We start from the raw sequence: 16,851 nt of genomic DNA, 5'->3' as shown, positions 1-16,851 counted from the left end.
GCATCTAAATGAGAATCATACGCACTTGCGGTGCATTGTCAAGTGGACTGAGGCCTGCTCGGGCCCAGGGGGGCGATGGCGTAGCCCGTGCTACGGCCCGGACGGCACTGACTGAGAGGTGCCTGCCGCGTCGGGCAGGCTGCGATGCCGGTCGGCCATCGGCTCGGCCGTGATCAGGTAATCCGCCCCGTGCCGCAGGCCCTCCTTGCTTCGGGCCAGCGGCAGGGCGGTTTCCCGCAGCGCCTCGATCTTCTGGTGCATGGCCTTTGCCAGGCCTTCGTCATTGAAGTGCGACAGCTGGCGCAGGCACAGGTCGAGCTGGCCGTTGACGAAGCGCTCGCGGTAGTGAATCGGGAAATAGCGGACATCCAGAACCCGGAAGCCGGCGATTCCGAGATGGCGCATGACCCAGGACGAAGGGTATTCGCGATAGGGGCGGTTCCCCGCGAGCAGCAGGCAGGCATACCGCAGGCGACCGATTTCGCGCACGATGCGGTCAGACTCGGTCTTGGGTTCGGTCAGTACATAGGGTTCCACGCCGACGAGATACAGCCGCTCGCCCACATGAGGCCGTAGTCGATGCAGCGCGCGGTCCTGCCAGTAGGGCGAGAAGCCCTCGATTGCTCCGATGAAGTAGTCGAGCAGGACGGTGTCGAAGCGCTCGCCGAACAGCAGCTGGTCCGACATCCAGTTGCCGACGAGGATGCGATCTTCGCGTCGTCGGTCTTTTCCTGCCGCCTTCTTCACCGTGTTCGCCATCTCCTGCGAGGCCGTGACGGCGGTCCAGCGCTCGGTCTCCAGCGCACAGATCCACTCGATGGATGCGCGTCCGGTTCCGGCATCGAGCACACTTCCCCAGGGTCGGTCGCCCTGCAGCTTCTCGATCGCCTGGAAGATCGGCGAGTGGGTGCCCTGGCGCTTCGGCCCGCCGGATGGGGTTGCACCATGGGAGGTTGGCTTCGGGGGCATGATTCTGCTCCGCGGTGACTTCTCGATCGGTTCAGGGACGTGACATTGCGAGCAGTCGGGCCGCCAGGGCGAGGCCGACATTGACCAGGACGAGCACTGGCGCAAACGGCTGATCCAGCGGCAGGCTGACGCTCCAGGCGATCAGGAAGCCCGCGAGGGCCAGGGCCTGGGCCCACAGGAACAATCCGCGCAGATTGCGTGCGAGATAGGCGGCGCCCCAGGCGGGCAGGAGCAGCGTGGCGAGGGCAGCGGGCAGGCCCAGCACCATGCTGCCCAGCACCACTGCGGCCACCAGCCAGGCGATCTCCGTGAGGCGCAGCCACGTGCGCGGGCTGAGCGTGGCGGGGACGTCGGGGGCAAGCTGTGCGTATCGCCAGACGTGGTACAGCCCGGGCGCGAGCACGAGGCTGGCGAGCCCGAGCGCGACCACTGCCCATAGTTCGCGCGGTCCGGCGAAGTACAGCTGGCCCTCGGCCCAGGCGGCCGCGGCGAGGCTGGCCTGCGCGTAATTGGCGGCCAGCAATGTCACTGCCGCCAGTCCGGCCAGAAAAACGGCCAGCGGCAGGCGCTCGCGGTCAGAGCTGCGTTGCAGCAGGGCCATGACTCCGGCCCCGAGTGCCAGGGCTACAGGCAGCACCGGCCAGTGGACGACCGACGCCAGGACGCCCCCGACGGCGGCCCACTGTCCGAGTGCCAGCGCCTGCCAGACCGACCCTCGCAGGAACAGGCCGGCCCCGGCCAGGGCCAGCACGCCCGTGATCAGCAGCCCGGAGACAAACGGTTCGAACAACAGGTCACCGAGCATCGAGGTAGTCCGTCAATGGATGGTTCTCGACCCCGACGGCCTGCAGGAACTCGTCGTCGTGGCTGGTCATCACCAGTGTCGTAGCAGCCGGGAGGGAGGTAATCAGGTCGACCGCATCGCCGCGCACCTCGGCGTCGAGGTGGTTGGCGGGCTCGTCCAGAAGGACCAGGCGTTCCCCCGGTGGCCGGTGGGCGCTGCTGTGCAGGGCCGCGGCCAGGCGCAGCAACTGCCACTGGCCGCCACTCAGGCGGTCGAGGCGACGATCCAGCAAGGCCTGCACCCGGGGTTGATCGGGCGGGGTGGCGCCCATCGCCCTGAACCAGTCGTGACCGCACAAGGGCCAGGGGTCCCGCCGGGGGTGGTCCTGCGCCAGCAGGCTGACACGCGTCGCGGGACCAAGCCGCAGGGTGCCTGAGTGGACCCGAGCCTGGCCGGTTACGGCCTTCAGCAGCAGCGATTTGCCGATGCCGTTCGGGCCGGTCAAGGCCCATCGGGCCCCGGTGGGTACGTCGAGGGACAGCGGGCCCAGCACCGGACGATCAAAGCCGAGGTGCGCGGCCTCTGCGTGCAGCGCGGTTTGAGGGGGCATGCGGACTCGAAATCGTTGGAGGGGCCTGAATGATATCGGGCCCGGAAAGCATTTTCCGGGCCCGATCGTGAGGAAGATGTTTCGCCCCGGGTTAGCGTTGGGGCAGCGTTCGCGCCCAGGTGGTCATCAGGTCCAGGTACCCATCCAGGCTGGAGTCGGCCGGCGGATCCAGAGGGACCGCATGGCTCGGCCAGCCCAGGTTGCGTTCGAGGAATTCGGCGCCGCGAGGCGGCTGGAACTCGGCGTACAGGACAGTGCCCTCGGTGCCTTCGAGATCATCCACGAGGCTGCGCAGATGGCGCGCGGTGGGCGGGATCCCCGGCGCCGGTTCCAGATAGCCGACGATCTCGACCGGCAGCCACTCTTCCAGATAGTCGAGGTCCTCGTGGTAGACCACGATGCGCTGCTCCGGCACGACCTGCTCGGCCAGCGTCTCGGCGTGTGTACGCAGGCGGTCGGCGGTGCGTTCCGCTCGCTCCATGAAGCTGTCGGCATGGTCCGGACGCAGTTCGCCCATGCGCTGGCCCAGTGCGAGGGCGAGTTCGGCCATGCGCCGCGGGTCGGCGTTGAAGTGCGGGTTCCCCTCTTCATGCACGTGCCCCATGTTCGGGCCATCCATGGTGATGGAGCGGCGCAGCTCGATCATGTCCGCAGCGCGGAAGTGCCCCGGCTGCCCGGAATTGATGGCACGGTTGCTGGCACCCCGCTGCGCGGCCGGCAGCCAGCCCTCTTCCAGGCCGGCGCCCAGCTCCAGCAGCATGTCGGCCCGGCGCAGGGCGGCCATGAAGCTGGGGCGGGCATCGAGATAGTGTGCGTCGCGGTCCGGTGGCGCGAGTACGCGGACCTCGGCCTGGTCGCCGCCGATCTCGCGGGCCAGTGCGCCGAGGCTGGAGGTGGTGGCGACGACGTTAAGGCCGGCCGCGGCCTGGGCGGGCGCCAGGACCAGCGCGGTCAGGGCAAGGGCGGCGATGGAAATCAGCCACCGGGTGCTGCGGGTGTGAGTCTTGCGAAAGAACATGCGGGACTCCTTGGGGGATATGGTGTGCTAGCACGGTACCGATGCCGGCCGGATTGGCCGACACGGGCGGAAGCGAGCGGGCCCGGGCGGGCCCGCGCGAGTGGGCATCAGAAGCGATGGGCGCCGTGGGCGCCGAGGGCCACGTTCAGCTGCAGCATGAACTCCAGCCCGCGGTCGCGGTGGCCGTCGTCATCGATGAAGTCATTCTGCGACAGCTGGGCGCGCAGGAACACCGGCTCCACCGGGCGGAAAGTGACCTGGGCGGAGTGGCGATAGGAGGTACCGAAGGAGTCGCCGTCGCCGCGGCCGACGTCGTTGGTCAGGCCAAGGGCCTCGGCGCGAAGACCGGCCTCCCAGCGCGGGGCAAAGCCGTAGACGCCCTGGACGTAGATACCGTCCTGCTTGTTCTTGAAGCTTTGCTCGTTGCGCACGAAACCCACGGGGCCATTGCCGTCTGCCTCGAAGTTCACGTCACGGCGGTCGACGTCGATTTCGCGGTAGAAGTACTCGCCCTGCAGCCGCCAGTCGCCATGGCCGTAGGCGCGGCCGGCGCTGTACTTGTAGACGGCGTCGAGGCCGGCGAACCAGGCGCTGCCGTCCCAGTCCTCGAAGCGGGTGGAGTGCTCGTCCGTCACCTGATAGCTGCGGGCGTAGCCACCGGAGACGCCGAACTGCGCGGCGTGGTCAGGGCCAAGATCCGGGCCGAACTTGGCGAAGGCGGTGACCAGGCGCGGGCCGGAGCGGTCCCGAAGAATGCGTTCCTGACCGTTGAGCGCCGACTGACTACCCTCGTAGTTGGCGATTCCGCTGGTTTCGCCCTGCAGCAGTTCCACCCCGAGTTGGGTGTAGGCCTCGGTCGGTGCGACCCAGGTGGCCTGGACGCCGGTTTCCTGGAGGCCGTGGTCGCCGAAGATGTACTCGTTTACCAGCGGACGGTCGACGAAGTCCCAGTCGTGGCCGTGGCGGCTGTTGATGTACCCGATATCGGACAGGAACTTACCGGCCTTGATCTGGAAGCCGCCGGGCAGGGCGCGGGTAGTCAGGTAGGCCTCTTCGACTTCGATGTCGCTGTCGTCGAAGCCGAGCATCAGCACGCCGTCGAACAGGTCGCCCAGGTTGGCCTGGAAGACCAGCTCGCTGTGGCCCAGGTTGAATCCGTCGTCGAAGCCATGATCGTGTCCGTGGTCGTGACCATGGCCGTGGTCGTGGCCATCGTCGAAGCCGGCGGGTTCGTCGATCCCGTGCGAGAGTTCGTTGTAGTAGACGCCTTCCAGGATCAGCGAAACGTCCAGACCCCAGGAACGGTCTTCGGACTGGGCGCTCCATTGCGCGGCAGCGGCCCCGGGGGCGGCGAGGGTCAGGGCGGTGAGTCCGGCAAGGACGGGGCGGGCGTATGGGGCGCGGGACATGTCGAGCTCCTTGTTGCACGGCAGACTGCAGCCAGGATCAGTGGGTCCGCCGATGAAGGTGAGTTGTTATAGCGTAACGTCAAGGCATGAACGTTATACAATAACAACTCTGGGTTCAACCCCGTTCCAGCCAGTCAGCTTGTGGCGGATCGGTCTCGGGGGAGGCCCGCGCGGGCGAACGCCGCGCGCCAGGGCTCCAGCTTTTCGGTCAGGTTCAGGCGGGCGTTGGCCGGGCTGGTGGAGGGCAGGCACAGGGCCTCGACGTTTAGGGCGCGGGTCTCGTGGATGCGTCGCGCGCTCTCGGCGCCGTTGTGGATGATCACGCGCAGGCCCGGGGCCTCGCGGGTCAGGCGGGCCAGATCGTTGGGGACCGGTTCGCGGATGGCGCTGTCCAGGCTCCCCTCGCGCGAGCAGGCCCCGTAGACGTCCCAGAGGCCCACGCCGTGGTCGAGCAGGCGCTGGATGCGATCCGGGTAGTCCAGCTCCGGGAAGGGTTCGCCGAGGATCTGCCCGACAATGGGCCAGAACTGGTTGCGCGGGTGGGCGTAGTAGGCCCGGGCCTCCAGCGACGCCACGCCGGGGAAGCTGCCCAGCACGACCAGTCGGGTATCCGCTCGCAGGATCGGCGGGAACGCTTCAAGGGTGGCTGAGCCTGCGGTCACAGGAAGGTGGAAGCGAGCGGGCTGAGAGGGTGGGGCGGTGTCAGGCGCGGTCCTGCTGACTCCGACGGCAGTCGCCGCACTGGCCGTGCAGTTCCACCATGCGCGACTCGATGGCGAAGTCCTGTACCTCGGCTTCCTCTTCCAGTGCGCGGCTGGCCGGTTCCGGGGTGTGGAACTCGGTGATCTGGCCGCAGCCGTCGCAGATCATCAACGCGGATTCGTGGCGCTCCCCGGGATGCGAGCAGGCGACGAATCCATTGAGGCTCTCGATGCGGTGGATCAGCCCCTGCTCCAGCAGGAAGGCCAGGGTGCGGTAGACCGTCGGCGGCTTGATGCTGTGATCGTCGGAGGACAGGGCGTGGATCAGGTCGTAGGCCTTGATCACGCCCTCGGTGCGCAGGATCTGTTCGAGGATGCGCCGGCGCTGCTCGGTCAGGCGCGCACCCTGGCGGGCACAGACGCGTTCGGCGTCGGCAAGGGCCTGTTCGATGTCCGGCGTCTGGGTCTCGGCGGCGGCAGTCATGCGCCTAGCATAGCCCAAACACTCATCGCGTCCGTAACCGCCCTGGGCATCAGGCGGGTTCGGCATCGGTCGCGGGCTCCGGGTCGGGCTGTTCGGGGCGCGTGGCGTCGGGACGGGCGAAGATCTCGGCGGACCAGCGGGCGCGGTCGGCCGCCGGTTCGGTCTCGCGCGCCACCATGTGCGCGTCCACGGCCGTGATGCGGTGGTCCAGGCCCTCGCCATTGGCGATCTGGATGGCGAGCCCCGGGCGAGCATTGAGCTCCAGGATCAGCGGTCCGCGGTCGGCGTCGATGACCACGTCCACTCCCAGGTAGCCGAGCTGGCTCAGCTCGAAGCAGCCCGCGGCGAGCTCCATCAGCTGGCCCCAGTCAGGAATCTGCAGACCGACGATGCTCTGCTCGCTGTCAGGGTGTTCGCGGCAGGGCTTGTTGTAGCGCACCCCGCCGATGGTCCGGCCGGAGCCCAGGTCGATGCCCGTGCCGACCGCGCCCTGGTGCAGGTTGGCCTTGCCGTCGGAGTCCTGGGTCGGCAGGCGCATCATCGCCATGACCGGGTAGCCGCGATAGACGACCGTGCGGATGTCCGGCACGCCCCGGTGCGAGACCGCGTCGAACACCGAGGAAAAACGCACCCGCTGTTCGATCATGGCGACGTCCGGGCGCCCGCCCAGGCTGTACATCCCTGACAGGATGTTGGAGATGTGGTCGTCCAGCTCGCTCAGCTCCATGGCGCGCCCGCCCGCCCGGCGCGGCCGGTCGCCGCGCCAGCCCTCGATCACCAGGATGCCGTCGCCCGCGGCGCCATGCGCTGGCTTGATCACAAAGCCGTCTTCGTAGTCCCGCAGCTGGCGGCGTACGTCGCGGATCTGGCGGTGGGTGCGCACGACCCCGTAGAGATCGGGCACCGACAAGCCGGCATCCAGCGCCAGTTTTTTGGTCTGCAGCTTGTCGTCCACCCGCGGGTAGAAGCGCCGGGAGTTCCAGGCCGCGATGTAGCGGGCATTGCGGGCGTTCATGCCCACGATGCCCTGTTCCTTCAGCAGCTTCGGGCGCACGAAGCGCGGGAACCAGGCCGGCATCAGTCGGGCCTCCGCATCGCGTCCTGGATACGGCCGAAGCGGAACAGTTCCGTCAGGCGGTAGCCGGTGTAACGCCCGAGCAGCAGGGTCACGGCCAGCAGCACCAGCAGCAGTTCCGGGAACACGAACAGCAGGTGCTCCAGCTGCCGGTTGGCCATCAGGCCGTAGGCGGCGGCCGCCACGACCAGGCTGCCGATGCCCTGGGTAATGGCGTCGGCCGGCCCGTGCTCCTCCCATACGACCGACATGCGCTCGATGGTCATGGCGAGGATGACCATGGGGAACAGTGACAGCGCCAGGGCCCGCTCGAAGCCCAGTTGATGCGACAGCACGCTGATCCCGAGCATCAGCATGATGACCACGCTGACGACCGCGGCCAGACGGGGCACCAGGAGCAGCCGCAGGTGCTCCAGGTAGAAGCGCACGGCCAGGCCCAGTGCGACGATCAGGGTGAACAGGATGATCCCCGCCAGCAGCTGGGTTTCGCGGAAGGACAGCGCGATCAGCACCGGCATGAAGGTGCCGAAGGTCTGGATGCCGATCACGTTGCGCAGGAACACGATGATCATCGCACCCAGAGGCACCATCAGCAGCACGCGGTAGGTGTTCTGCGTGCCCAGCGGCAGGTTCAGGGTGGAGAAGTCGAGGATGCGGGTGTCCAGGGTGTCGCCGAAGCGCTGGATGGTCGCCAGGGCATCCTGCACCCCGCGCGAGACCGCGAACCGGACCTCGGCGGCCTCGCCATTGGATACCTCGAGCAGCGGGGCGCTGCCGTGCGACCAGACGACTACGTCCGCGGGATACTCGATCTCGCCGGTCTCCGGGTCGATGGGGACCCAGCGCCGGGTGTTGTGGACCTCCAGCCAGGTCTGCGGCTCGATGTCGCGGCGGCCATCGACCAGCCGGAGGGCCGTCACCTGGCGCGCGGGGATCCGCGCGGTGGCCAGCAGTTCGATCAGGGTCTCGGTGCGGCGCGTGCGGTTGTCGTCGCTCTCGATGAACACCGCCGCGTTGGATGCGGGGGCGGCGTTGGCGAGGTCATTGACCAGCACCGAGGCAAAGCTCTGGATATCCGAGGAACGGCCGCGTACGTCGTCGATCAGGGCATCGGCGGCGGAACGGAAGGGCTCGGTCCAGTCGGGTACGGCCACCGGCCCGGGGTACTCCGACTCGGAGCGGTCGTTGCCGTCGCGATAGAGCGTGGCGCGGTAGTAGAGAACCTGTTCACCGCGTGGCTGGCGGGTGGTCCACTGGGCCAGGCGATCCTCGGCCTGGGTAATGGAGTTCAGGCCGTAGCCGCGCGAGACGAAGCCTTCGTCCAGAATGGAGAAATTGGGCAGGCGATGCGGGATGCGCAGCTCCACCGTGGCTGCGCCGCCGGTGGGCTGATAGCGCACCCGTGCCTCCACCTGCCAGGTCTCGGCGGTGGCGTCCGGCTGCAGGGGCATGCCCAGCGCGCTGACCTTGTAGGCGAAGACCCCGAGCCCGACCGCGCTCAGCAGCACGATCAGGATCGGCAGGTGAAAGCGCTTCACTGGTCATCCGCCGCGCAGTCGGGCGCGCGCAGGTGTTTCTCGCCGGAATCGACCAGGATATGGCCGGCCATGTGGCTGCGACCGATCAGGGCCTGATAGGTCAGTGCCGTACGGTCGATCAGGCTGGTGTCGGCGGTCAGGAGCTGGTTGCCGATGCAGAACTCCATGCGCACGACCGGGCGCTCCTGCGACTCGCCGCTGTGGCGCCGGATACGGACGATCCGTTCGATCGGGCGCTCGAGGGTGATGCGGGCGTCCTCGTCTTCCGGATCGATGATCTCGAAGCGGATCCAGTCCTCGCCGTCCTTTTCGAAGCGTTCCTTGTTCAGCGCGTTCAGGGAGGAGGAGGTCGCACCCGTGTCCATGCGTGCCTCCAGCACGACGTTTTCCTCGACGATCTGTACGTCCTCAACCGCGCCCAGGATGGCCATGGACGGGCCCGATTCGTGGGCCACGGCGGATTGCGCGAGGAACGCAAGACCGAGCAGCATGGTCGGCAGGATGGAGTGGGTTAAGCTGGAACGACGGGCGGCTGGGGCAGTCACGCAGTCTCCTGAAGGTTACAAAACATCGAAGTCTAGCTGATCATAGTGGTTCACCCCTGTTAAGGGGTTCACAAACCCGCGGCCGTCTTCGTGCCGGCCGGTCACCGCAGTCCAGGAGTTGCCATGCACTGGGTAGTCGATCTCGCCGACCTGACCATGAACGATGTCGCGAAGGTGGGCGGCAAGAATGCGTCTCTGGGGGAGCTGCTCGGACAGCTGGGCGCGGCCGGGGTGCGCGTGCCGGGCGGGTTTGCCACCACCGCGGATGCCTATCGCGCCCTGCTGGCGAAGGACAGTCTGGATGAACGGATCAAGGCGCGCCTGGCGGATCTGGATATCGACGACATCGAGGCGCTGCGCGCCGCCGGGCGCGAGGTGCGCGGCTGGATCGAGCAGGCCGAACTGCCGGCCGAGCTGGAACAGGCGGTGCGCGAACACTACGCGCAACTGGGGGACGAGGTCCCGGTAGCGGTGCGCTCCTCGGCGACCGCCGAGGACCTGCCCGAGGCCTCGTTCGCCGGACAGCAGGAGACCTTTCTCAATGTGCGCGGCATCGACGCCCTGCTGCAGCGGCTGCGCGAGTGTTTCGCCAGCCTGTACAACGACCGCGCCATTGCCTATCGCGTGCACAACGGTTTCGCCCATGACGAGGTCGCGCTGTCGGCCGGTATCCAGCGCATGGTGCGCTCCGACGTCGGCGCCAGCGGTGTGATCTTCACGCTGGATACCGAGAGCGGCTTTCGTGATGCGGTGTTCATTACCGGGGCCTGGGGCCTCGGCGAGACGGTGGTGCAGGGCGCGGTGAATCCCGACGAGTATCAGGTCTACAAGCCGGCGCTGGCGGCCGGCAAGCGCGCCATCATCGGCCGCACCCTCGGCACCAAGGCGGTGCGCATGGTGCTGACCGGGGATGGCACGCGCACCGAGGACACCCCGGAGGACCTGCGCCAGCGCTTCTGCCTGTCGGATGCCGACGCCGAGCAGCTCGGGCGCTTTGCGGTGGCGATCGAGCAGCACTACGGCCGGCCGATGGACATCGAGTGGGCGCAGGACGGAGAGACCGGCGAGCTGTTTATCGTGCAGGCGCGCCCGGAGACCGTGGAGAGTCGCGTCGAGTTGGGCGCGGGCGAGCGCTACGAACTGGCGCCGCACGAGGCGGAGCCGCTGGTTACGGGCCGGGCGATCGGCGCGAAGATCGGGGCCGGCGTGGTGCGCGTGCTGGATTCCCCGGATGCCATGCACACCATGGAGGAGGGCGACATCCTGGTCGCGGATATGACCGATCCCGACTGGGAGCCGGTGATGAAGCGCTCCGCCGCGATCGTCACCAACCGCGGCGGGCGTACCTGCCACGCGGCGATCATCGCCCGCGAGATGGGCATCCCGGCGGTAGTGGGCTGCGGCAATGCGACCGAGGTGCTCTCCGACGGGATGCAGGCGACCGTCTCCTGCGCCGAGGGGGATGATGGTCACGTGTATCCGGGCACACTCGAGTACACGGTGAAGAAGACCGACATCGGCGAACTGCCGCAGCTGCCGGTCAAACTGATGCTGAACGTGGCCAACCCGGGTCGTGCCTATGCCTTCTCGCAGCTTCCGCATGCCGGGATCGGCCTGGCGCGGCTGGAGTTCATCATCAACGGCACCATCGGGGTGCACCCGCTGGCGCTGCTGGACTACGCCGAGGACCCGGGCCGCCTGGACCCCGAGGTCCAGGAGCGCATTGCCGAGCGGCTGCATGGATTCGACGACGGCCCGCGCGAATTCTTCGTGCGCAAGCTGTCCGAGGGCATCGCGACGCTGGCGGCGGCCTTCGCGCCGGAGCCGGTGATCGTGCGGTTGTCCGACTTCAAGTCCAACGAGTACGCCCACCTGATCGGGGGGCGTGGCTACGAGCCGCAGGAAGAAAACCCCATGCTCGGCTTTCGCGGGGCTTCGCGCTACCGCTCGGAGACCTTCCGTCCGGCCTTCGCGATGGAGTGCGAGGCCCTGCGGCGGGTGCGCGACGACATGGGCCTGGACAACGTGCAGATCATGGTCCCGTTCGTGCGCACCCTGACCGAGGCCGAGGACGTGATCCGGGTGCTGGACGAGGAGGGGCTGCGCCGCGGCGAGAACGGCCTGAAGGTCGTGATGATGTGCGAGATCCCCTCCAACGCGCTGCTGGCGGCGCGTTTTCTCGAGCATTTCGACGGCTTCTCCATCGGCTCCAACGATCTGACCCAGCTGACCCTGGGGGTGGACCGCGACTCCGGGCTGGTCGCGGAGTCGTTCGACGAGCGCGACGATGCGGTGAAGGCGCTTCTGAGTATGGCCATCCGGGCCGCCCGTCGCGCCGACAAGTACGTCGGTATCTGCGGCCAGGCCCCGTCCGACTATCCGGAGCTGGCGGCCTGGCTGATGAACGAGGGCATCGAGTCGCTGTCGCTGAACCCCGATTCGCTGTTGTCCACCTGGGAACAGCTCGCACAGGGGCGGGAGCCCGGTAATGGCTGATGCCGCCGCCCAGTGCCCGCAGGTCTACCTGGTTTCGGACGGGACCGGGATCACCGCGGAGACGCTGGCGCGCTCGCTGTTCACCCAGTTTCCGGATGTCGACCCGGCCTGGCACCGACTGCCATTCGTGCAGACCCCCGGCCGCCTGGCCGGCGTGTTCGCCCGGGCCGAGGCCGGTCCGCAGCCGGCCCTGGTGGTCGCCACCCTGGCGAATGCCGACCTGCGGGCCGATCTGCGCCATTGCCCGGTGCCGGTGATCGATGTCTTCGGCGAGCAGGTGGAGCGACTGGAGGGCCTGCTGGGGGTCGCGTCGCAGTCCGTGTCCGGACGGGCCCATGGCATGGGCGACGTCAGCCGCTACGACCGCCGCATCGAGGCGCTGAACTACACCCTGGCCCATGATGATGGCCTGGCCACTCAGGATCTGTCGGTCGCCGACGTCGTGCTGCTGGGGGCCTCGCGTTCCGGCAAGACACCCACCAGTCTCTATCTGGCGATGAACTACGCCCTGTTTGCCGCCAACTACCCGCTGGTCCCGGAGGACCTGCACCAGGGCGATATCCCGCACATGCCCGAAGGGCTGCGGGGGCTCGGCGGTCGACTGGTGGGCCTGACCATTACGCCACAGCGCCTGGCGCAGATTCGCGAGGGGCGCCGTCCCGACAGCCGCTACGCGAGTCTGGCGCAGTGCCGGGCGGAATGCGTGGCGATCCAGGAGTTCTTCGACACCTGGCGGATCCCGCACCTGGACGTGACCGAGCTGTCGATCGAGGAGATCGCCACCCGGGTGCGCGACTGCATGGATGCCCGCCGCGGCGGCTGAGCCGCGCCGGCAAGCCGCACCGGACGCGTCACAGCTTGGCATCCCGCCGGGCTTGCCGGAGAATGGGCGCGGTTAACTCGCTGCACCGCAAGGAGCCCGCATGCCCGCCGCCGGAACCGGACAAGAGATCGCCATCTTCCTCGTCAGCGTTGTCTTCGGGATCTACATCATCCTGCTGATCCTGCGGACGATCTTCGGCCTGGTGCGGGCCGACTACTACAACCCGATCTCGCAGACCATCGTGATGCTGACCGATCCGCCGCTGCGGGTGCTGCGGCCGGTGATTCCGTCCGTGGGACGGGTCGATCTCGCCGCGATCGTGCTGATGATCGTGCTCAAGTTCATCGAGATCTGGTTGCGCGTGCTCATCGTTGGCGTGGACGTGGGGCTCGGGCTCATCCTGGCCGTGGCGATCCGCGAGCTGCTGACCACCGTGATCTGGGTCTTCATCATCGCGCTGATCGTCGAGGTGGTGATGAGCTGGATCCAGGCCGGGGGCGGCGGCGCCGCCAACAACCCCATCATGCGCCTGGCCGGCGCGGTGAACCGTCCCATCCTCGGCCCGCTGCGCCGGGCCCTGCCGAACACCGGTGCGATCGATTTTTCGCCGATGATTGCCCTGGTCGGGCTCTATATCCTGCTGATTATCGTCCGCTCTTTCTGAATCCGCCGAGCGGGGGTCGGCACGCGCGCCGCCACCCCCGGTTTCAATCGCAGCAAAAGCGGCTAGACTCGAAGACAGGGGTACCTGAGAGCCTGTCTCCGCAGGGCCCCGCTTTCCCCATCAGGCAAAGGAGTCAGCCATGGCAAGAGTGCATCGGGTCTTTACCGGCTTTCTCGTCGCTTTGGCGGCGGTCGCTCTCGGCAGCTCGATCGCATCCGCCAACGAGGCGGAATTCGACAATTACGTCGTCCACTACAACGTGATCAACACCACCTTCCTGTCGCCGGAGGTCGCGCGGGCCTATGACGTGCGGCGCAGTTCCAACCGGGCGATGGTCAACGTCAGCGTGATGGAGCGGGGCGATAACGGTCTGCAGGCGGTCTCCGCCGAGGTCACCGGGTCGGCCACCAACATGAACGACCAGATGCGCAACCTGCGTTTCCGCGAGATCCAGGATGGTGATGCCATCTACTTCCTGTCGGAGGTGACGGTTCGCAGCGGCGAGACCCTCGACTTCGCGATCGATGTCGCCCCGGCGGGCAGCGAACGCGTGCTGCCGGTGCGCTTCTCGCGCGACTTTTTCGTGGACTGAGCCCCGCCCGGGGCCTTCCGAATGATCCCCCGCCCGCCCGGGCGGGGGATCACATCGCCACACTCAGCAGCATCCAGACCCCATACAGCGCGACCCCGCCGCCGGCGATCCGGCGGACCCAGGGGCGGCGCACGAAGGTCGCCAGGCGTGCGGCGAACACCCCCATCAGCAGCAGATTGGGCAGCGTGCCCAGGGCAAAGGCACCCATCAGCGCGGCGCCCTCCAGGGCCCCGCCGGCGCCCAGTGACCAGGCCAGCACGCTGTACACCAGCCCGCAGGGCAGCCAGCCCCACAGCCCGCCGACCACCAGGGCCTGCCCGGCGTGGCGCACTGGCAGGAAGCGCCGCCCCAGCGGTTCGATGCGCCGCCACAGCACCCCGCCGGCCTGTTCCAGGCGCGCGAGGATCGGCCACCAGCCGGCGAGATAGAACCCGAGCAGGATCAGGAAGACCGCGGCGAAGCCCTGCAGGATCGCCTGACCGGCCGGCAGGCCGCCCAGCAGACTGGCCCCCAGCCACCCGGCCAGGGCCCCGGCAACGACATAGCTCGCCATGCGCCCGAGGTTGTAGGCCAGCAGCAGGTCCAGCCCCGGCCCGCGGCGACCGTGGCCCATGGAGATTGCGCCGACGATGCCGCCGCACATCCCCAGGCAGTGCACGCCGCCGAGGATGCCCACCGCCAGCGCGGCCAGGAGGGTGCCCGGGTCACCCATCAGCGAACTCCCCGATCAGTCCGGATCGGCCGCATCGCCCAGGGAAACACTGCTTGATGTATACGCTCGCGCTCGAGTCGCTTTTGCGTGCGAACAAGGCGCGGTGACTGCCGTGCAGTCATTCTGCACAAGGGAACCGCAACGCTGTGCGCGCGCAAAAGCGGCCGAGCCCCTGCATTGAATGGTTTGTGGGGTTGGCACCCCAGGTTCCCCGATACGGCGTTGCGCCGCTTGCGGGTAGAACCACTACCCGCTGCACGACGCGCCTTGTCTCGAAGAACCTGGGGTGCCAACGCGAGCGTGTACATGAATCAGTGTTTCCCTAGGACCTCGTGCTTGGTCCGGATGAAGGTGGCGTGCGGCACGTAGAGCAGGTCCGCGAGGTGCCGGATGACCGCCTCCTGACGCTTGTGCAGGTCGCGGTTGGCCCAGGCGGCGCGCCACAGGGCGCGCAGGATGTCGGCCTTCTGCTCGGCATTGAAGGCCGCATTGACCTCGCGCACCATCGGGTGGATGGAGATCAGCGCGTCGCTCTCCTCCTGTGCGATCTCCAGCAGCGCGTCGGCGGTGTCGCCGTCGAGCCGGAACAGTTCGATCAGGCTGGCGCGTACCGATTCGAGCTCCTCCGCGTGCAGCTCGAAGTCGGCGCGGCAGACCTCCATGATCAGGGCCGCGGCGGCGCGCTGCAGGCGCTGTTCGGGATCGCCCTCGGCGCGATCGCTGCGTTCGGCGCCCAGCAGGCGCTGCCAGTGGCTGCGTAGTTGTTCAATCACCGCGTGGTCTCCGTCTACTCGCGCTGTGCGGTATGGTGCCCGAATGGAATCCGTTCGGCCTGAATCCCCCGATCTCCTCCTGCTCTCCGGCGGCATCGAGAGCAGCGCCCTGCTGGCGCAGTGCCATGCAGCCGGCAAGGTGCTGCGCGCCGTCTGGGTCGACTATGGCCAGCGCAATGCGGCCCGCGAATGGGCGGCGGTGGAGCATCTGGCCGGGGTCTACGGCGCGACGCCCGTCGCGCTGGACCTGCAGTCCCTGCGCGCGGCCTTCACCCGGCGCAACGACTGGGTCGGCCATGTGCCGTTGCCCCAGCGCAATCTGCTGGTGCTGGCGCTGGCGGTCAACCTGGCCGAACACCACGGTGCCGGGCGTATCCTTTTGGCCCTGAACCGCGAGGATCAGGGGCATGGGCCGGGTTCGCAGCCCGGGTTCGTGGAGCAGGTCTCGGCGCTGGCCGGGACCCTGGTCCCGCGCCTGCAGGTCGAGGCGCCGCTGATCGAGCAGTCGAAGGCGGAAATCATCGCCACGACGGATCCGCTGGGGATCGACTGGCGCCGCACCTGGAGCTGCCTTCTGGCACAATCGCGCCACTGCGGGCGCTGCCCGCAGTGCCAGGCCCGGCGCGCCGCGTTCGCCGCGGCCGGCATCCCCGACCCGACTGACTACCGCGAAGCCCTACGATGACCGATGCCGCCATTCCCCGCCATGTCGCCGAGCGTCTGGAGATCGCCATCCTCACCGGCGAGACCCTGCAACTGAACTGGGCCGAGCCGGACTCCAGCCAGGCCTGGTGGGGCAAGGTAACGCCCCGCGAAGTGCGCGAGGCGGATGGTTATCATTGGCTGGATGGCGAGTGCGAAGGCCGGCCGGTGCAGATCCGCCTGGACCTGATCCGCAACCTGCCGACCCCGGTCAAGTAGCCGCCGAATCGCCGGCCCTGTCTCTCGTGGCGGGCAGGCCGGACATCAGATCCGCGAGCGACTCCAGCAGCACGAAGTCCTCCGAGTGCATGGGCTCGCCGCGCTCGTCCGGGTATCGAATGCCGCGCAGCTCTGCGATGCCCGCCCCGGCGGCGCTCGCCAGCGCCAGCAGGTTGTCGTCCACCAGCAGGGTGCGCTCCGGGTCATGGGGGGCGACCCGCTGCAGGCGCTCCCAGAACGCGGCCTCTTCCTTCGCGCAATCCAGATCGTGGGCGGAGACGATGGTGTCCAGGCGGTCGCCGATGCGGGTGAGCCGGTGCTTGAAGGCGTAGACCTGCGGGTGGGCATTGGTCACCAGCACCCGCCGTCGGCCGGCACGTTCAAGGGCGGCCAGCAACGCATCGGCATGCGGTTTCAGGGCGATATGATGGGCCAGTTCGCGTTTCAGGCCCAGGATGTCCAGCCCGGTGAAGCGCGTCCAGTGATCCACGCAGTACCATTCCAGCTTGCCGCGCACCCGCTGCATCTCGTCCTCCAGGCGGCGGCGTGCGCATTCCGGGTCGTCCGGCTGGCAGCGGATGTACTCCCGCGGGATCAGCTCGCGCCAGAAGCGGTTGTCGAAGTGCAGGTCGAGCAGCGTGCCGTCCATGTCGAACAGCACGGTGTCGATGCGACTCCAGTCCACGGCGAGCGCGGGGGCGTGCGGATTTTTTTCGGGGTTTTGCGGGTCCACAGCA

General features: G+C 68.1%; 19 protein-coding genes. 6 read left to right on the top strand and 13 right to left on the bottom strand.

The features are described from left to right. Positions 1-90: 90 nt before the first annotated feature. From D105_RS0111440 to D105_RS14265, 10 genes are all read right to left on the bottom strand, one after another. Entirely contained in the window at positions 91-969 is an 879-nt protein-coding gene (locus D105_RS0111440; protein ID WP_018878500.1) for a class I SAM-dependent methyltransferase, read from the bottom strand. Positions 970-1,000: 31 nt separating this feature from the next. Next, positions 1,001-1,774 (bottom strand): metal ABC transporter permease, encoded by a 774-nt coding sequence (locus tag D105_RS0111435; RefSeq protein ID WP_018878499.1) that lies wholly within the window; start codon positions 1,772-1,774, stop codon positions 1,001-1,003. Beyond that, positions 1,764-2,363: an ATP-binding cassette domain-containing protein gene (locus D105_RS0111430; RefSeq protein ID WP_018878498.1), complete on the bottom strand. Its 600-nt coding sequence runs from the start codon at positions 2,361-2,363 to the stop codon at positions 1,764-1,766. The genes D105_RS0111435 and D105_RS0111430 overlap by 11 nt, the downstream gene beginning before the upstream one ends. A 91-nt stretch (positions 2,364-2,454) precedes the next feature. Further along, positions 2,455-3,381, bottom strand: a complete 927-nt coding sequence (locus tag D105_RS0111425; protein ID WP_018878497.1) for a metal ABC transporter substrate-binding protein — start codon at positions 3,379-3,381, stop codon at positions 2,455-2,457. 107 nt (positions 3,382-3,488) lie between these two features. Further along, positions 3,489-4,790, bottom strand: coding sequence for a TonB-dependent receptor (locus tag D105_RS0111420; protein ID WP_018878496.1), 1,302 nt, complete (start codon positions 4,788-4,790; stop codon positions 3,489-3,491). 134 nt (positions 4,791-4,924) lie between these two features. Further along, complete coding sequence (locus D105_RS0111415) at positions 4,925-5,452, bottom strand: DNA-deoxyinosine glycosylase (protein WP_081619306.1); 528 nt, start codon at positions 5,450-5,452, stop codon at positions 4,925-4,927. 40 nt (positions 5,453-5,492) lie between these two features. Continuing rightward, on the bottom strand, positions 5,493-5,975 hold the full coding sequence (locus D105_RS0111410) for a Fur family transcriptional regulator (RefSeq protein WP_018866697.1): 483 nt from the start codon (positions 5,973-5,975) through the stop codon (positions 5,493-5,495). Between the two features lie 49 nt (positions 5,976-6,024). Beyond that, positions 6,025-7,053, bottom strand: a complete 1,029-nt coding sequence (locus D105_RS0111405) for an alpha-L-glutamate ligase-like protein (RefSeq protein WP_018876881.1) — start codon at positions 7,051-7,053, stop codon at positions 6,025-6,027. After that, positions 7,053-8,588, bottom strand: a complete 1,536-nt coding sequence (locus tag D105_RS0111400) for an inactive transglutaminase family protein (protein ID WP_018866699.1) — start codon at positions 8,586-8,588, stop codon at positions 7,053-7,055. The genes D105_RS0111405 and D105_RS0111400 overlap by 1 nt, the downstream gene beginning before the upstream one ends. Then, complete coding sequence (locus D105_RS14265) at positions 8,585-9,133, bottom strand: ATP-dependent zinc protease (protein ID WP_038032928.1); 549 nt, start codon at positions 9,131-9,133, stop codon at positions 8,585-8,587. The genes D105_RS0111400 and D105_RS14265 overlap by 4 nt, the downstream gene beginning before the upstream one ends. Before the next feature lie 123 nt (positions 9,134-9,256). On the opposite strand from D105_RS14265, the gene ppsA reads away from it, so the two are divergent. From ppsA to D105_RS0111375, 4 genes are all read left to right on the top strand, one after another. Then, on the top strand, positions 9,257-11,629 hold the full coding sequence (gene ppsA, locus D105_RS0111390; RefSeq protein WP_018878493.1) for a phosphoenolpyruvate synthase: 2,373 nt from the start codon (positions 9,257-9,259) through the stop codon (positions 11,627-11,629). Next, positions 11,622-12,452 (top strand): pyruvate, water dikinase regulatory protein, encoded by an 831-nt coding sequence (locus tag D105_RS0111385; RefSeq protein WP_018866702.1) that lies wholly within the window; start codon positions 11,622-11,624, stop codon positions 12,450-12,452. The genes ppsA and D105_RS0111385 overlap by 8 nt, the downstream gene beginning before the upstream one ends. A 100-nt stretch (positions 12,453-12,552) precedes the next feature. Beyond that, positions 12,553-13,116 carry a YggT family protein gene (locus tag D105_RS0111380; protein ID WP_018866703.1) on the top strand — a complete coding sequence of 188 codons (564 nt, stop codon included), beginning with the start codon at positions 12,553-12,555 and terminating at the stop codon, positions 13,114-13,116. Positions 13,117-13,255: 139 nt separating this feature from the next. Next, positions 13,256-13,708 carry a DUF4426 domain-containing protein gene (locus D105_RS0111375; RefSeq protein ID WP_018866704.1) on the top strand — a complete coding sequence of 151 codons (453 nt, stop codon included), beginning with the start codon at positions 13,256-13,258 and terminating at the stop codon, positions 13,706-13,708. A 49-nt stretch (positions 13,709-13,757) separates the two neighbouring features. Here D105_RS0111375 and D105_RS0111370 read toward each other — a convergent pair whose 3' ends face one another. Then, positions 13,758-14,420, bottom strand: a complete 663-nt coding sequence (locus D105_RS0111370; protein WP_018878491.1) for a sulfite exporter TauE/SafE family protein — start codon at positions 14,418-14,420, stop codon at positions 13,758-13,760. Between the two features lie 311 nt (positions 14,421-14,731). Then, complete coding sequence (locus D105_RS0111365) at positions 14,732-15,193, bottom strand: TerB family tellurite resistance protein (RefSeq protein ID WP_017940931.1); 462 nt, start codon at positions 15,191-15,193, stop codon at positions 14,732-14,734. A 43-nt stretch (positions 15,194-15,236) separates the two neighbouring features. Between D105_RS0111365 and D105_RS0111360 the strand changes: the two genes are divergently transcribed. Together D105_RS0111360 and D105_RS0111355 are read left to right on the top strand one after the other, a co-directional pair. Continuing rightward, entirely contained in the window at positions 15,237-15,878 is a 642-nt protein-coding gene (locus tag D105_RS0111360) for a 7-cyano-7-deazaguanine synthase (RefSeq protein WP_017940932.1), read from the top strand. Further along, positions 15,875-16,114 (top strand): hypothetical protein, encoded by a 240-nt coding sequence (locus tag D105_RS0111355; RefSeq protein WP_018878490.1) that lies wholly within the window; start codon positions 15,875-15,877, stop codon positions 16,112-16,114. Before D105_RS0111360 ends, D105_RS0111355 begins: the two co-directional genes overlap by 4 nt. On the opposite strand, the gene D105_RS0111350 is transcribed toward D105_RS0111355, so the two are convergent. Further along, positions 16,107-16,847 (bottom strand): HAD family hydrolase, encoded by a 741-nt coding sequence (locus D105_RS0111350; protein WP_051075174.1) that lies wholly within the window; start codon positions 16,845-16,847, stop codon positions 16,107-16,109. The genes D105_RS0111355 and D105_RS0111350 overlap by 8 nt on opposite strands. Positions 16,848-16,851 lie beyond the last annotated feature (4 nt).

This window comes from Thioalkalivibrio sp. ALE28 (genome assembly GCF_000377425.1).
In the GTDB taxonomy this organism is placed as follows: Bacteria; Pseudomonadota; Gammaproteobacteria; order Ectothiorhodospirales; family Ectothiorhodospiraceae; genus Thioalkalivibrio.
This window is presented reverse-complemented; position numbering and strand designations above follow the sequence as displayed.

Coding starts and splice junctions, on each gene's coding strand:
- D105_RS0111380 (WP_018866703.1), top strand. CDS start 12,553: ATGCCCGCCGCCGGAACCGGACAAGAGATCGCCATCTTCCTCGTCAGC.
- D105_RS0111375 (WP_018866704.1), top strand. CDS start 13,256: ATGGCAAGAGTGCATCGGGTCTTTACCGGCTTTCTCGTCGCTTTGGCG.
- D105_RS0111420 (WP_018878496.1), bottom strand. CDS start 4,790: ATGTCCCGCGCCCCATACGCCCGCCCCGTCCTTGCCGGACTCACCGCC.
- D105_RS0111440 (WP_018878500.1), bottom strand. CDS start 969: ATGCCCCCGAAGCCAACCTCCCATGGTGCAACCCCATCCGGCGGGCCG.
- D105_RS0111435 (WP_018878499.1), bottom strand. CDS start 1,774: ATGCTCGGTGACCTGTTGTTCGAACCGTTTGTCTCCGGGCTGCTGATC.
- D105_RS0111430 (WP_018878498.1), bottom strand. CDS start 2,363: ATGCCCCCTCAAACCGCGCTGCACGCAGAGGCCGCGCACCTCGGCTTT.
- ppsA (WP_018878493.1), top strand. CDS start 9,257: ATGCACTGGGTAGTCGATCTCGCCGACCTGACCATGAACGATGTCGCG.
- D105_RS0111370 (WP_018878491.1), bottom strand. CDS start 14,420: ATGGGTGACCCGGGCACCCTCCTGGCCGCGCTGGCGGTGGGCATCCTC.
- D105_RS0111425 (WP_018878497.1), bottom strand. CDS start 3,381: ATGTTCTTTCGCAAGACTCACACCCGCAGCACCCGGTGGCTGATTTCC.
- D105_RS0111355 (WP_018878490.1), top strand. CDS start 15,875: ATGACCGATGCCGCCATTCCCCGCCATGTCGCCGAGCGTCTGGAGATC.
- D105_RS0111410 (WP_018866697.1), bottom strand. CDS start 5,975: ATGACTGCCGCCGCCGAGACCCAGACGCCGGACATCGAACAGGCCCTT.
- D105_RS0111385 (WP_018866702.1), top strand. CDS start 11,622: ATGGCTGATGCCGCCGCCCAGTGCCCGCAGGTCTACCTGGTTTCGGAC.
- D105_RS0111360 (WP_017940932.1), top strand. CDS start 15,237: ATGGAATCCGTTCGGCCTGAATCCCCCGATCTCCTCCTGCTCTCCGGC.
- D105_RS0111405 (WP_018876881.1), bottom strand. CDS start 7,053: ATGCCGGCCTGGTTCCCGCGCTTCGTGCGCCCGAAGCTGCTGAAGGAA.